The 13,819-nt window shown below is 74.3% G+C and carries 12 protein-coding genes; 8 read left to right on the forward strand and 4 right to left on the reverse strand.

Features of this window, described 5'->3' with window-relative positions; genetic code table 11:
- Positions 1 to 28 precede the first annotated feature (28 nt).
- A complete protein-coding gene (locus tag ACN269_RS04500) occupies positions 29 to 844 on the reverse strand; it encodes a class I SAM-dependent methyltransferase (RefSeq protein WP_421471160.1) in 816 nt (271 codons plus the stop codon).
- 120 nt (positions 845 to 964) lie between these two features.
- Here ACN269_RS04500 and ACN269_RS04505 point away from each other — a divergent pair, with 120 nt between their 5' ends.
- Both ACN269_RS04505 and ACN269_RS04510 read left to right on the forward strand, forming a co-directional pair.
- Positions 965 to 4,234 (forward strand): BTAD domain-containing putative transcriptional regulator, encoded by a 3,270-nt coding sequence (locus ACN269_RS04505; protein ID WP_421471161.1) that lies wholly within the window; start codon positions 965 to 967, stop codon positions 4,232 to 4,234.
- 83 nt (positions 4,235 to 4,317) lie between these two features.
- On the forward strand, positions 4,318 to 5,010 hold the full coding sequence (locus ACN269_RS04510; protein WP_421471162.1) for a hemerythrin domain-containing protein: 693 nt from the start codon (positions 4,318 to 4,320) through the stop codon (positions 5,008 to 5,010).
- A gap of 337 nt (positions 5,011 to 5,347) precedes the next feature.
- On the opposite strand, the gene ACN269_RS04515 is transcribed toward ACN269_RS04510, so the two are convergent.
- The 3 genes from ACN269_RS04515 to paaK are packed head-to-tail and all read right to left on the reverse strand — an operon-like array spanning position 5,348 to position 8,443.
- On the reverse strand, positions 5,348 to 5,914 hold the full coding sequence (locus ACN269_RS04515; RefSeq protein ID WP_421471163.1) for a dienelactone hydrolase family protein: 567 nt from the start codon (positions 5,912 to 5,914) through the stop codon (positions 5,348 to 5,350).
- A gap of 56 nt (positions 5,915 to 5,970) precedes the next feature.
- A complete protein-coding gene (locus tag ACN269_RS04520) occupies positions 5,971 to 7,080 on the reverse strand; it encodes a nucleotide disphospho-sugar-binding domain-containing protein (RefSeq protein ID WP_421471164.1) in 1,110 nt (369 codons plus the stop codon).
- Positions 7,081 to 7,135: 55 nt separating this feature from the next.
- Positions 7,136 to 8,443 carry a phenylacetate--CoA ligase PaaK gene (gene paaK / locus ACN269_RS04525; protein WP_421471165.1) on the reverse strand — a complete coding sequence of 436 codons (1,308 nt, stop codon included), beginning with the start codon at positions 8,441 to 8,443 and terminating at the stop codon, positions 7,136 to 7,138.
- A 260-nt stretch (positions 8,444 to 8,703) separates the two neighbouring features.
- Here paaK and ACN269_RS04530 point away from each other — a divergent pair, with 260 nt between their 5' ends.
- The 6 genes from ACN269_RS04530 (at position 8,704) to ACN269_RS04555 (ending at position 13,801) form a co-directional block, all read left to right on the forward strand.
- Positions 8,704 to 9,462 carry a class I SAM-dependent methyltransferase gene (locus ACN269_RS04530; protein ID WP_421471166.1) on the forward strand — a complete coding sequence of 253 codons (759 nt, stop codon included), beginning with the start codon at positions 8,704 to 8,706 and terminating at the stop codon, positions 9,460 to 9,462.
- 57 nt (positions 9,463 to 9,519) lie between these two features.
- On the forward strand, positions 9,520 to 9,996 hold the full coding sequence (locus ACN269_RS04535; protein WP_421471167.1) for a fluoride efflux transporter FluC: 477 nt from the start codon (positions 9,520 to 9,522) through the stop codon (positions 9,994 to 9,996).
- Entirely contained in the window at positions 9,993 to 10,355 is a 363-nt protein-coding gene (gene crcB / locus ACN269_RS04540) for a fluoride efflux transporter CrcB (RefSeq protein ID WP_421471168.1), read from the forward strand. The genes ACN269_RS04535 and crcB overlap by 4 nt, the downstream gene beginning before the upstream one ends.
- 91 nt (positions 10,356 to 10,446) lie before the next feature.
- Positions 10,447 to 10,971 carry a PadR family transcriptional regulator gene (locus ACN269_RS04545; protein WP_421471169.1) on the forward strand — a complete coding sequence of 175 codons (525 nt, stop codon included), beginning with the start codon at positions 10,447 to 10,449 and terminating at the stop codon, positions 10,969 to 10,971.
- On the forward strand, positions 10,968 to 11,648 hold the full coding sequence (locus ACN269_RS04550; protein ID WP_421471170.1) for an ABC transporter ATP-binding protein: 681 nt from the start codon (positions 10,968 to 10,970) through the stop codon (positions 11,646 to 11,648). The genes ACN269_RS04545 and ACN269_RS04550 overlap by 4 nt, the downstream gene beginning before the upstream one ends.
- Positions 11,645 to 13,801 (forward strand): FtsX-like permease family protein, encoded by a 2,157-nt coding sequence (locus ACN269_RS04555; protein ID WP_421471171.1) that lies wholly within the window; start codon positions 11,645 to 11,647, stop codon positions 13,799 to 13,801. The genes ACN269_RS04550 and ACN269_RS04555 overlap by 4 nt, the downstream gene beginning before the upstream one ends.
- Positions 13,802 to 13,819 lie beyond the last annotated feature (18 nt).

Raw genomic sequence — 13,819 nt, forward strand, 5'->3', positions numbered from 1 at the left:
CCGTGGCGACCCGGGCATGGCTCCCGTGCTACGGCACGGCGGCCGACGCCAACAGCGCGGCGGTGGGCAGGGCGAGCAGACCGTCCGCCCCCCGGTAGGCGGCGGTCAGGTCGTCGTAGGCGGCACGGATGCGAGCTGTCACGGCCGGCGGCTGGGCCTCCATCAACAGCCCCGGACCGCTGATGCCGTTCGCCGGGCCGCTCCACCAGGCCTCGGGGTCGGTGCGGTGCACCCAGGTGATCGTCTCGCAGCGCACGTCGACGAGGCCGGCCGCGTCGAGCAGACCGGCCAACCCTTCGACGGTACGGGGAAAGTTCCGGTCCGGGTCCACGGTCGGCGCGGGCGCGGCCGGCTCCACCCCGGCGGCGGCGAACACCTCGCCCCACAGCCGCTGCGCCCGTGGCGGTGGGTGCGGCCACGTCGTCACGGCGACCCGGCCCGCCGAGCGCACGACCCGCCGCAGTTCGGTGATCGCGGCGGCCGGGTCGCCCACATGGTTGATGACGAAGTTCGCCACCGCCGCGTCGAACCGCCCGGCGTCGAACGGAAGGCGCGGCAGGGCCGCGAGGCACACCTGCTCGGCGTGCGGGAGCCGACGGCGCGCCAGGTCCACCATGCTGGGCTCCGCGTCGACCGCCACCACGCTGGCGCCGCGTGCGCTCGCCAACCCGGCGACGGTCCCCGAGCCGGTGCCCACGTCGAGCAGCCGGGTGCCGACGCCCACGGTCGCGGCGTCCAGCAGCGAGTCGGCGGGATGCGCGCACAGCAGCGCGAAACTGCCGTCGAAGGCCGCCGCCCGCCCGGCCCAACGTCGCCGCTCGTGCTCGTCGAAGGCGGTGGTCACCACAGCCGTACCCCCATGGATCGTGACGGTGCCGCCACCGTAGCGGAGGCCGACGGTTCGGTGGGTACGGCGGGCCGCCCCACGCCGTTGACTAGGATTGCCGCAGTCATGCTGCTACGGGTGCTCGGACCGCTCGAGGTCGAGGTCGACACCGGCGGACCGACCGACCTCGGCGGCCCCCGTCAGCGCGCCGTGCTCGCGCTGCTGTTGGCTGCCCGCGGCGAGGTCGTCTCCGTCGGTCGGATGATCGAGTTGCTGTGGCGGGGGGACGCGCCACCACGGGCGATCGTCTCGCTCCAGGCGTACGTCTCGCACCTGCGCCGTGTGGTGGAGCCGACCCGCGAGCGCCGCGCGCCGGCGCGGGTCCTGGTCACCGTGCCACCCGGGTACGCCCTACGGGTGCCGGCCGAGGCCGTCGACGCCGGCCGGTTCGAGTCGCTGCTGGCCGAGGCCCGCGCGGTCAGCCCCACCGACCCGGAACGCGCACGTCGGCTGCTCCGCGCCGGGCTCGACCTGTGGCGCGGACCCGCGTACGCCGAATTCGTCGGCGAGCCGTGGGCGCAGCCGGAGGTGCTGCGGCTGGAGGAGCTGCGACTGGGCGCCCGGGAGCTGCTGGTCGACGTGACCACGCGCGGCGGTGACCCCGCCGAGGCGGTGCCGGAGGCGGAGCTGCTGACCCGCGAGGTGCCGCTGCGGGAGGAGGCGTGGCGGCTGCTGGCGTTGGCGTTGTGGCGTACCGGCCGGCAGGGGGACGCGCTCGCCGCGCTGCGGCGGGCCCGGGCGACCCTGGTGGACCAGCTCGGCCTGGATCCCGGCCCGGCGCTGGTCGAGGTCGAGTCGGCGATCCTGGGCCAACGTCTGGACCTGCTCCCGCCGGTCGCCGTGACGACGGCCGTCGAGGCCGAGCAGCCGGAGGAGATGTTCGTCGGCCGGGAGGCCGAGCTGGCGGCTCTCGGCCAGGCAGCCGCCGAGGCGCGGACACGTGGCCCGCGCGTCGCGCTGGTCAGCGGTGAGGCCGGCGCGGGCAAGACGCGTCTGCTCAGCCGGTTCGTCGAGGACCTGACCGCCACCGGCTGGCTGGTCGCCCACGGCCGCTGCCCCGAGGTCGAGGGCGCCCCACCGGCCTGGGCGTGGGTCGAGGCGCTCCGGGACCTCGCGCTCCAGGCGCCGCCCGGCGGTCTCGCCCCGGCGCTCGCACCGCTGCTCGACGAGGGCGACGGGGAGGTCGGCGGGGACGTCACCGCCGGCCGGTTCCGGCTGCACCGCGCCGTGGCCGCCTGGTTGGACGCCGCGGCCGTCGGCCGACCGGTCGCCGTCGTGCTCGACGACCTGCACGCCGCGGACGCCGAGACGCTGCTGCTGTTGACCAGCGTCACCGGGACGACGACGGGCGCGGTGCTGTTCGTCGCGGCGTTACGGCCCGCCGACAACGCCGAACGACTCGCCGACACCATGGCCGTCCTGGCCCGCCGGTCTCCCCACCGGATAGCGCTGGGCGGACTGGCGACGCCGGAGGTCGAACGGCTGCTCGGCGCGCTGGCCCGGACCACCGTCGATCCGGAGACCGTCGCCGCGCTGGCCGAACGCACCGGCGGCAACCCCTTCTACGTCCGGGAGTCGGCCCGGTTGCTCGCGGCCGAGGGCACCCTCGTCGCCACCTCCGACGTGCCCGAGGGCGTACGCGACGTGCTGCGTCGGCGTCTCGCCCACCTGCCGTCGGCGGCGGTGTCGGTGCTGCGCCTCACCGCGACCGTGGGGCGGGAGGCGGACGTGCGGACCCTCGTCGACGCCTCCGGCACCGACGAGGGCACCGTCCTGGGCGGGCTGGAAGCCGGGCTGAGCGCCGGTCTGCTCACCGAGCCGGCGCCCGGACGGGTCCGCTTCGTCCACGGTCTGGTCCACGACACCATCTACCGCGACCTGCCGCAGCTACGCCGCACCCGGCTGCACGCCCGGATCGCCGCCGTCACCCGCCGGCTGGACCCGGACGACTATCCGGCCCTGGCGTACCACTACTCGCGGGCCGCGTCGACGGCCACCGCGCCCCTCGCCGTCGAGTACGCCGTCCGCGCCGCCGAGCTGGCCGAACGTCGGTACGCGTACGACACCGCCATCGAACTGCTCGGCAACGCCGTCGACGCCGCCGCGTCGGTGCCCGGGGACCGGGACGCGCTCCGCGTCGACCTGCTGGGCCGGCTGCTGCGCGCCCAGGCCCGGGCCGGCGCGGTGGCCGCCGCACAGCAGACGCGGGGGCGGGCCGTCGACATCGCCATCGCGGCCGGTCGCGACGAGCTGCTCGTCGCGGCCTTCACCGCGTGGACCGTGCCGAGCCCCTGGCTACGACACGAGTACGGCGGCGTGGACCACACCGCCGTCGAGTTGCTCACGCGTTTGTTGCGCACTAACCAGCTGGATCCGGAAACCCGGTGCCGGCTGCTCGACGCGCTCGCCACCGAGCTGGACGGTGAGGCGGACCCGCGGGGCGTGGCGGCCGGCCGGGAGGCCCTGGCGATCGCCCGGCGGCGGGACGACCCCGAGCTGCGCGCCCTCGCGCTGGCCGCCCGGGCCCGCACCATGAACTACGAGTTGGAGGCGTCGCAGCGCCTGGAGGTGGCCCGGGAGCTGCGGGACCTCGCCGACGAGCACGGCCTCGTGACCTGGCGGTGGGTCGCCGAGCAGGTGGTCGGTCACTGCGCCGCCGCGCTCAACGATCCGCAGCGGTTGCGTGCCAGCGTCGCCCGGCAGGGGCAGTTGGCCGAGACGTACCAGCTCAAGGAGGCACAGGTGCTGCACCTGTGCTCGCTTGCGGTGCTCGCGCACGTCGCCGGGGACTTCGTGACCGCCCGACGGCACTACGACGAGGTCGCCGAGCAGATGCGTCGGCAGGGATCCCTGCACGCCGAGGCCTTCCACTACTTCGCCGTGGCGACCCTGCTGATGAGCCAGGGCCGTTTCGGCGAGCACGTGGAGGCGACCCGCCGGATGCGGCCGGTGCTCGGGCCGATCGTGGACGACCTGCTGGCGTTGGCGTTGATCGGCAGCGGTCGGGTTGACGAGGCGCGGGCCATGCCGATCGGCCGGCACACCTATCGGCCCGACTACTTCGAGTCGTCCCTGCTCAGCGTACGGGCGATGGTGATCGTGGCCCTGGATCGGCGGGACCTGGCACAGCCGGTGATCGACGCGCTGCTCCCGTTCCGTGAGCAACTGGCCGGGCTCGCCACCACGGCGGCCGTGGTACGGCCGGTCGCGCTGACCCTCGGGGAGCTGTTCCGGCTGACCGGTCGTATCGAGGAGGCGGCGGACCACTTCCGGTTGGCGGCGACCCTGGCCCGCCGGTGGGAGTCGCCGCACTGGCTGGCCCGAGCGACGGCGGCGCTGGCCGACTGACTCCTGGCCCGTTCCAAGTGGCTTCCAAGTGGCGGCGCGAATGATCGTCGTGTTCGACCCATTGAATCCTTGGAAAGGGCACCGTGAACCAGACCCATCAGGAAGCGATGGCCGACGTCCGCGACATGTACATGGTGCACATCATGTTCCGCCGCGAGCTCGGTCTGCTCCCGCAACTCGTCCGCGGCGTACGGTCCGGTGACGCGAAGCGCGCGGACGTCGTCGGCGCCCACGCCGCGCTCCTGTGCCAGCAGTTGCACCTGCACCACGAGGGCGAGGACCTCTTCCTGTGGCCGCTGCTCGCCGAGCGCGGTGGCGCGGAGGCGGCCGCCATCGTTCCCGCGATGCAGGCCCAGCACCACGGCATCGAGCAGGCCTACGAGACGGTCGTCGCCCTGCTCCCCGCTTGGCGTCGGACCGGACAGGACGGTGCGGCGGTGGCCGACGCCCTGGAGCAGCTGCGGACCGTCGCCGCCGAGCACATGGCCCTGGAGGAGGCCGAGATCCTGCCGCTGGCGCAGCGGTACGTCACCGCGGCCGAGTGGGCGAAGCTCGGTGAGCACGGCCTCAACGACACCCCGAAGAAGGACCTGCCGCTGATCATGGGCATGGCCATGTACGAGGGCGACCCGGCGGTGATCAAGGCCGTGCTCGCGCACGCCCCGCTGCCGGCGCGACTGCTCATGCCGGTCGTCGGGCCCCGCCTCTACCGCTCGTACGCCAAGCGCGTCCACGGCACCGCCACGCCCCCGCGCATCGGCGCGAACGCGAGCTGACCGATCGGCTCCTGCTGAGATCTTGGACAGTTCCCGTCATCTGATGACGGGAACTGTCCAAGATCTCGTCATATCGGCCGCGCCGACGAGGGGGTGGCGCGGTCGACCGTCGCCGGCGAATGGGGGCGCCGGCGACGGAGGGCTCCGCGCGGGGTGGCCTGGCGACCAGGACGCCACGGCGCGCCGCGGGTGGGCCGGGGCAAAGACCCCGCGCCACGGGTGAGCCGGGCCGGGGCAAAGACCCCGCGCCACGGGTGAGCCGGGCCGGGGCAAAGACCCCGCGCCACGGGTGGCACGGATGCGGCAGGCCGATGCCTGACCGCGCGCAGATGGGCGGTCAGGAGTCGGCCAGGAAGGTCAGCACCCGGGGCCAGGCCGCCGTGGCGGCGTCCGGGGCGTACTCGGTCAGGGCCGGATCGGTGAACAGGTGACCCACGCCCGGGTAGCGGAACACCGTCAGGTCGGCGCCGGCGGCGGTCATCGCCCGCTGCCACTCGTCGACCTCGTCCGGCGCGTCGTACGGGTCCGGGTCGGCGACGTGCAACTGCACGGGCAGGCCGGGCCGGACCACCTCCGGCGCGCCGCCGGTGCCGTGCAGCAGGAGCAGGCCAGCGGCGTCGGGGCGTTCGGCGAGCAGCGCCCCGGCCACCCCCGCGCCCATCGAGAAGCCGGCGAGGATCGTCTGCGGCGGCAGGTCGTGCAGCGCGGCGCGGGCCCGGTCCAGCACCACCTCGTGGCCGATCTTGTCGAGCAGCGCGAAGCCCTCCTCGACGGTGTCGACGGCGGGGACGCCGTACAGGTCAGGGGTCGTGACCTGGTGCCCGGCGGCGCGCAACCGGTCGGCGGCGGCGCGGACGGCGGGCCGCAGCCCGTACACGGAGTGGAACAGCACGACGTGGCGCATCCGGTCATCTTGCCGCCGCCGGGCCGCCGACCGACGGGGACACGCGGGGGGTGGGCTCAGCCCAGCGCCGCCAACCGGGCGACCAGGGCCGACGGCGGTGGCATCGCGGCGATCTCCTGGCTGACCTGCGCGGCGGCGGTCCGCAGGCGCTCGTCGGTGAGCAGCCGGGTGAGCGTGTGCGCGGTGATGTCGGCGGGGCGCGCGGCCAGACCGGCGCCCCGGTGGGCCACCAGCTCGGCGTTGTGCCGCCGGTCTCCCGGGCCGACGGTGGCCAGTTGCGGCAGGCCGGCGGCGAGGGCGCCGAGCGCGCTGCCCGCGCCGCCGTGGTGGACCAGCGCCGCGCTCGCCGGCAACGCCTCGTCGAGCGGGATCCAGTCGACCACGCGGACGTTGGCCGGCAACGGACGGGCCGTCGTACGCCGGTCGGGTCGGACCAGCACGATCTCGGCGTCCACGTCGGGCGCGGCCGCGACCACGGCGTGCATCGGGCCTTGGTCGCCGGGGCCGGTGAGGGTGCTGCGGGTGACCAGGATGCGGGGTCGGTCGCCCGGCTCGCGCAGCCAGGCCGGCAGCTCACCGCCGCCCACGTAGGAGGCGTGGCGCATGGGCCAGCCGTCCTGGGTCGCGACGCTGGGCGGCGCGACGGCGAGGGCGGCGGCCGGGGCGGGCAGCTCGGTCAGGCCGTGTCGGCGCAGCGCCGCGTCGAGGTGGGCGACGGTGGCCCGGACCAGTTCGCGGCCGTCGAAGAGGCTGTTCTCCTGGCGTACGGCCGGCACGCCCAGCAGTGCGGCGGCCACCGCCCCGGCGACCGCGAACGGCTCGTGCAGCACCAGGTCCGGTCGCCATCGCTCGGCCAGCGTGACGACCGGGTCGGTGAGCTGGTCGTTGAGCGCGCCGAAGAGCAGACCCGCGCCGCGGGTGCCGGCGGTGCCGGCCAGCTCGGCGCGGGCGATCAGCGGGTGCCGGAGGAGGACCCGCAGCGCGATCCGGCCGAAGTCGAACCCCGGTGCGATGTCGTGTACGGCCAGTCCGGCGTCGGCGGCGGCCAGGCCACCGCCGCCCGTGGCCAGCAGCACCTCGTGGCCGGCGTCGCGCAGCGCGACCGCCAGCGGCACCAGCGGGAAGGCGTGCCCGACCAGCGGGGCGGAGACCACCAGCACGCGCATGGCCGCGATCCTATGTCGACAGCCGCGGACCCGTTGTCCCGCTGACCGGGCGGGGTCAGCGGGCCCGGCGCTGGTCGACGATGCGCCGCATCTTGCCCATCGACCGCTCCACCGCGTCCGGGGCGAGCACGTCGACGGTCACGCTCACCCCGATCGTGTTCTTCACCAGCTCCACCAGCGCGACACCCGCCCGCTCGGCGGCGTCGGCGGCCACGTCGGCGCGCCGCTCGACCCGGACCGTCAGGGTGTCCAGCCGGCCCTGCCGGTCCAGGACGCACTGGAAGTGCGGCGACAGCTGGGGCGTCCGCAGGATCAGCTCCTCGATCTGCGTGGGGAAGACGTTCACGCCCCGCACGATCATCATGTCGTCCGTCCGGCCGGTGATCTTCTCGATCCGGCGCATGGGGCGCGCGGTGCCGGGCAACAGCCGGGTGAGGTCGCGGGTGCGGTAGCGCACCACCGGCATCGCCTGCTTGGTCAGCGAGGTGAGCACCAGCTCGCCCTGCTCGCCGTCGGGGAGCACCGCGCCGGTGACCGGGTCGATGATCTCCGGGTAGAAGTGGTCCTCCCAGAGGTGCAGCCCGTCCTTGGTCTCGACGCACTCGGTCGCCACGCCGGGGCCCATCACCTCGGAGAGCCCGTAGATGTCCAGCGCGTGGATGTCCAGGTGCTGCTCCATCTCGCGGCGCATGTCCTCGGTCCACGGCTCCGCGCCGAAGATCCCGACGCGCAGCGAGGTGGCGCGGGGGTCGACGCCCTGACGTCGCATCTCGTCGACGATGGCGAGCATGTAGCTGGGCGTCACCATGATGATCTCGGGCTCGAAGTCGCGGATCAGCATGACCTGCCGCTCGGTCATGCCGCCGGAGACCGGGATGACCGTGCACCCCAACTCCTCGGCGCCGTAGTGGGCGCCCAGGCCGCCCGTGAAGAGCCCGTAGCCGTACGCGACGTGCACCCGGTCGCCGGGGCGTCCCCCGGAGGCGCGGATGGACCGGGCCATCAACCGGGCCCAGGTGCGCAGGTCGTCCCGGGTGTAGCCGACCACCGTGGGTCGGCCGGTGGTGCCGGAGGAGGCGTGCAGTCGGGCGACCTGCTCCCGGGGTACGGCGAACATGCCGAACGGGTAGTTGTCGCGCAGCTCCGCCTTGCCGGTGAACGGGAACCGGGCCAGGTCGGCGAGGTCGTGGCAGTCGTCGGGGTGCGCGCCGACGGCGTCGAAGGCCCGGCGGTAGTGCGGCACGTTGTCGTACGCGTGCCGCACTGACCAGCGCAGCCGCTCGCGTTGCAGGGCGCGCAGCTCGTCGACGTCGGCGCGCTCGATGGGCTCCAGCTCCTCCGGTGACGGGGTGCGGTCCTGCATCGCGTGCCTCCTTGGTGCGGCGGTCCCGGTGGGGCTGCCGGTACCGTACGCCCGCCGTCGTCAGGCTGACCCGGCGGTCAGCGGACGGCCCGACGCGGAGCTGGCCGGGGGACGCCCCGACCGCCGACACGACGACGCCGGGTCAGGCGTCGGCCCGACCCGGCGTCGCTTCGATCATCGCTCTGCCATCTTCTCGCAATTGCAAATTATGTGCAACAAGGTCTGGACACCGCTTCGGAGACGTAACTAGCCTCTTTGCTATGAGTCCTTACATCACCGATCCGTGGGCGTGGCAGGAGAGCTGGGACCGCCAGCAGGAGGCGTACCTGCCGGACCGGGAACACCGGTTGACCGCCATGCTCGACACCGTCGACGCGATCGCCGACGGCCGGCCGCCGCGCGTGCTCGACCTGGCCGGCGGCACCGGGACCATCTCGCTGCGCACGCTGGCCCGCTTCCCCGACGCCGAGGTGACACTGGTGGACCTCGACCCGGCACTGCTCGCCATCGCCCACGCCTCCCTGGGCGACCGCGCCACCATCGTCACCGCCGACCTCGGCGCCGCCGGCTGGCACGCCGCGCTCCCCCACCGCGAGTACGACGCCGTCCTCACCGCCACCGCCCTGCACTGGCTGCCGGCCGACCGGCTCGGGCAGCTCTACGCCGAGCTGCGGGACGCGCTGCGCCCCGGCGGAGTCCTCGTCAACGCCGACCACATGCCCGACGACGCGCTGCCGGAGCTCACCAAGCGGCTCCTGGATCGGGCACGCGACCGGCGCAACGCCCGCTACGCCGCCGGCTCGACGCCGTCCTGGTCGGACTGGTGGGCCCGCGCGGGTGCCGACCCCGCGCTCGCCCCGCTGGTCGCCCAGCGACAGACGATCTATCCGAGTGGCCACAGCCCCGAGTGGAACCCGCCGGTCTCCTGGCACCTGACCACCCTCAGGGCGGCCGGCTTCGCCGAGGTCGGCACCCTCTGGCGGGGCGGCGCGGACGCCGCCGTCGTGGCCGTCCGTTGACGCCGCCAAGGGCTGCCGACGGTGGTCGTGCGCGGGTCGGCAGTACGCTGAGCACCCGTGGCAGAACCACTGGACCCGCGCACCGACCCCGACGTCGACCTGCGGGTTCCCGCCGACCGGGGTGAGCTGACCGCGCACCCGGCGACCGTCCTCGCCACGATCGCGGCGGGTGGCGTGCTCGGCGCGCTGGGCCGGGCCGGCCTGCAACACCTCGCTCCGCACACACCGACCGGCTTTCCGTGGGCGACCTTCGCCGTCAACACGTCCGGCTGCCTGCTGATCGGCGTGCTGATGGCGGTGCTCGGGCACCTCGGCGGCGGGCACCCCCTCGCGCGCCCGTTCCTCGGGGTCGGGATCCTCGGCGGCTTCACGACGTTCTCCACCTACGTGGTCGACATCCAGCAGGCGCTCGTCGCGGGCGCCCCTGGCACCGCGCTGGCCTACCTGGCCGCGACGCTGTTCGGGGCGCTCGTCGCCGTCGCGCTGGGCGACGCCGTCACCGCCCGACTGCTGAACGGCCGAGCGGCCCGATGACCGCCCTGCTCATCGCCCTGGGCGCGGCCGTCGGCGCTCCCCTGCGCTACCTCACCGACCGGGCCGTGCAGTCCCGGCACAGCTCGGCGTTCCCCTGGGGAACGTTGACCGTCAACGTGGTCGGCTCACTGCTGCTCGGCGCCCTCGTCGGCGTACCGGTGGGTCCGACGGTCGGCGCGCTCCTCGGCACCGGATTCTGCGGGGCGCTGACCACCTACTCGACGTTCAGCTACGAGACGCTGCGCCTGACCAGGGGCGGTCACCGGCTGCTCGCGCTGGCCAACGTGGCGGGCAGCGTCGCCGCGGGACTCGTCGCGGCCACCGTCGGTTACGCCCTGGCCCACGCCCTGACGGGCTGACCCCTCCCACCACACGCCTCCTCACCAGGGGCGATGACGAACACCCTGAGGATATATACGCGAGGTATACCCCCGGTGTATTCTCCTCGACATGAGCGTGCCACTGACCCTGCTCGGCCTCCTCGAACGAGAGCCCAGCCACGGCTATGACCTCAAGCGCGACTACGACGCCTTCTTCGGCCGGGGCAAGCCACTGCCGTTCGGCCAGGTCTACTCCACCCTCAGCCGCCTGGCCCGGGACGGCAAGGTCGTGATCAGCGACGTCGCGCCCGGTGCCGGCCCGGATCGCAAGCGCTACGTCATCACGGACCGGGGCGCGACCGAGGTCGAGCAGTGGCTGACCCAGCCCGTCGACCCGGAACCGCACCTCCAGACGGTCCTCTTCGCCAAGGTCGTGCTCGCGCTGATGACCGACCGTCCCGCCGACGAGTACCTCGACACCCAGCGCCGCGCGCACCTGAGCCGGATGCGCGAGCTGACCGAGATCAAGCGTTCCGGCAACCTGGTCGACGCGCTGCTCGCCGACCACGGGCTCTACCACCTGGAGGCCGACCTCCGGTGGATCGAGATGACCGGCGCCCGCCTGGACGCCCTGCGCAAGGAGGTACGGCCATGAGCGCCGTCATCGAGGCCCGCGACGTGACCTTCGCATTCGGACAGACACCCGCGCTGCGCGGCGCCAGCATCGCCGTGGACGCCGCCGAGATCGTCGCCGTCATGGGTCCCAGCGGCTCGGGCAAGTCCACCCTGCTGCACTGCCTGGCCGGCATCCTGGTGCCCGACGCCGGCGAGATCCTCTTCGACGGCATGCGGGTCGACACCCTCGCCGAGACCGCCCGCAGCAGCCTGCGCCGCGACCGCTTCGGCTTCGTCTTCCAGTTCGGCCAGCTCGTCCCCGAGCTCACCGCGGTCGAGAACGTGGCCCTGCCGCTGTTGCTCAGCGGTGTCCGCCGGACGTCGGCGCTGGCCAGTGCGCGATCCTGGTTCGCGCGCCTCGGCCTGGACGGGCTCCAGGAGCGGCGCTCGGGTGAGCTGTCCGGCGGGCAGGCGCAGCGTGTCGCCCTGGCCCGCGGTCTGGTCGCCGAGCCGCGGGTGCTCTTCGCCGACGAGCCGACCGGCGCGCTCGACTCCCTCACCGGCGAGCACGTCATGGACCTGCTCGTCGACGCGGCCCGGCAGCAGGGCACCACGGTCGTCCTGGTGACCCACGAACCCCGGATCGCCGCGTACGCCGACCGCGAGGTCATGGTCCGCGACGGGCGCGTGACCACGCCGGAACGGGTCGCGTCGTGATCGGCCTCGCGCTGCGCCTCGCCGTGGCGGGCGGCCGGGAGGCGCTCACCCGCCTGGTCGTCATCGCCGCCGCCGTCGCGGTCGGCAGCGGGCTGCTGCTGGCCACCCTGGCCGGGGTCAACGCCACCAATTCCCAGCTCACCCGGTACGCGTCGATCTACCCCAGCGAGGTGGGCGGCGGCGCCGCCGACCCGCTCTGGTGGTCCACCCGGGACGACTACTTCCAGGGCCGACAGATCATCCGGATCGACGTCGCCGCCACCGGGCCCAGCGCGCCCGTCCCGGCCGGCGTCCCGGGCACTCCCGGGCCGGGCGAGTTCTACGCCTCCCCCGTGCTGCGCGACCTGCTGGCCGCCCACCCCACCGCCGAACTGGCCGACCGTTACCCCGGACGTGACGTCGGCGTGGTCGGCCCGGCCGGGCTGACCTCACCGGACACCCTCCTGGCCATCGTGGGCAGCACGCCCGAGCAGGTTTCCGCACTGCCCAGCGCGCGGCAGGTCCGCAGCGTCGGCGACACGCCCGCGCTCCCCGAGACCACCGTGAACCTCATCCTGGGGGTAGCCGCCGGCGGGCTGCTCTTCCCGGTGCTGATCTTCATCGGCACCGCCACCCGGCTCAGCGCCGCCCGCCGGGAGCAACGCTTCGCCGCCATGCGTCTGGTGGGCGCGACGCCGAGGCAGATCGCCACGGTCGCCGCCGTGGAGTCGGCCGTCGCGGCCGTCGCCGGCACCGCCGTCGGCTTCGGCCTGTTCCTCGCCTTCCGGGGCCCACTAGCGGCCATCCCGTTCACCGGCATGCCGTTCTTCCCCGGCGACCTGTCGCTCGGGGTGTGGGACGTCCTGGCCGTGGCGGTGGGCGTACCGGCCGGCGCGGCGGTGGCGGCCCGGGTCTCGCTGCGCCGGGTCCGGATCTCGCCGCTGGGCGTCACCCGGCGGGTCACCCCACGGGCGCCGCGCGCGTACCGGCTGATCCCGGCCCTGGCCGGGGTGGCCGTGCTGGTGGCCGCCCTCGGCTACCGGCCCGCGACCGCCGACGGGCAGACGGCGGTCTTCCTACCCGGGCTGCTGCTCATCATGGCCGGCCTGGTCGTCGCCGGCCCGTGGCTGACGATGGTCGGCGCACGGATCATGGCCCGGCACGCCGACCGTCCAGCCACGCTCATCGCCGCCCGGCGGCTCGCGGACAACCCGAAGGCGGGCTTCCGGGCGATCAGCGGGATCATGCTCGCGCTGTTCGTCACGAGCGTCGCCGTCGGTGTGATCACCACGATCATCGACGAACGCGGCCCGGCCCCGGTCGGCTCCATCGACGCGAGCACGGTGACCACCGTCTTCGACGAGGAGACGGCCACGGTGCCGGGCACTCTCTTCGCCGACCTGAGGGCGATCAACGGCGTGCGGTCCGCGACCGCCATCCGGGAGAACCCGCAGGTGACGGCCTCCGGCGAGGTCGGAGTCATCGCCTGCGCCGACCTGCCGAGCGCGTACGGCCGGTGCGCCGACGGCGCGAGCGTCATCGAGGTGCCGTACGGCCTGAGCCGCTGGCGGGAGTCGGCGTCGTCCGCGACGGTCTGGCCGGCTGCGTCCCTCACCGTCGCCGACCTTCAACGGCTACCGGTGGGGGCGATGGTCGTCGGCACGGACGGCTCGGCCGCCGCCATCGAGCGGGTCCGCACCGTGTTGGAGGTCGCCTTCCCGACCTTCTGGGTGGGGCCGAACGTGCCCGGCGACTACGAGACGAACTTCTCCAACACGCTGCGCGGCTGGGAGCAGTTGGCGAACGTCGTCATCATCGCCAGCCTGGCGCTCGGCGGGTGCAGCCTCGCGGTCAGCGTGATCGGTGGCCTGACCGAACGGCGGCGGCCGTTCAGCCTGCTGCGCCTCAGCGGCGCACCGGTACGGATTCTGCGCCGGGTCGTCGCGCTGGAGAGCGCCGTACCGATGCTCGCCGTCACCGCCGTCGCCATCGGGACGGGTCTGCTCGCCGCGCACCTCTTCCTGCGGGCCCAGATGGGTTACACGCTCGTCGCGCCACCGCCGCGCTTCGCCGTGATCGTCGTCGTCGGCCTGGCTGCCTGCCTGGGCGTCATCGCCTCGACCATGCCGCTGCTGGAACGCGTCACCGGCCCGGAGACGGCCCGCAGCGAGTGAGGTCACGGCCCGGTGGCC

Origin of the sequence: Micromonospora sp. WMMD736 (assembly GCF_049179015.1) — a bacterium.
Classification (GTDB): domain Bacteria; phylum Actinomycetota; class Actinomycetes; order Mycobacteriales; family Micromonosporaceae; genus Micromonospora.

What these genes read in the sequence shown, in the direction of transcription:
- ACN269_RS04545 (WP_421471169.1), top strand. Translation starts at nt 10,447, where the DNA reads ATGAGCGTGCCACTGACCCTGCTCGGCCTCCTCGAACGAGAGCCCAGC.
- crcB (WP_421471168.1), top strand. Translation starts at nt 9,993, where the DNA reads ATGACCGCCCTGCTCATCGCCCTGGGCGCGGCCGTCGGCGCTCCCCTG.
- ACN269_RS04550 (WP_421471170.1), top strand. Translation starts at nt 10,968, where the DNA reads ATGAGCGCCGTCATCGAGGCCCGCGACGTGACCTTCGCATTCGGACAG.
- paaK (WP_421471165.1), bottom strand. Translation starts at nt 8,443, where the DNA reads ATGCAGGACCGCACCCCGTCACCGGAGGAGCTGGAGCCCATCGAGCGC.
- ACN269_RS04520 (WP_421471164.1), bottom strand. Translation starts at nt 7,080, where the DNA reads ATGCGCGTGCTGGTGGTCTCCGCCCCGCTGGTCGGGCACGCCTTCCCG.
- ACN269_RS04530 (WP_421471166.1), top strand. Translation starts at nt 8,704, where the DNA reads ATGAGTCCTTACATCACCGATCCGTGGGCGTGGCAGGAGAGCTGGGAC.
- ACN269_RS04515 (WP_421471163.1), bottom strand. Translation starts at nt 5,914, where the DNA reads ATGCGCCACGTCGTGCTGTTCCACTCCGTGTACGGGCTGCGGCCCGCC.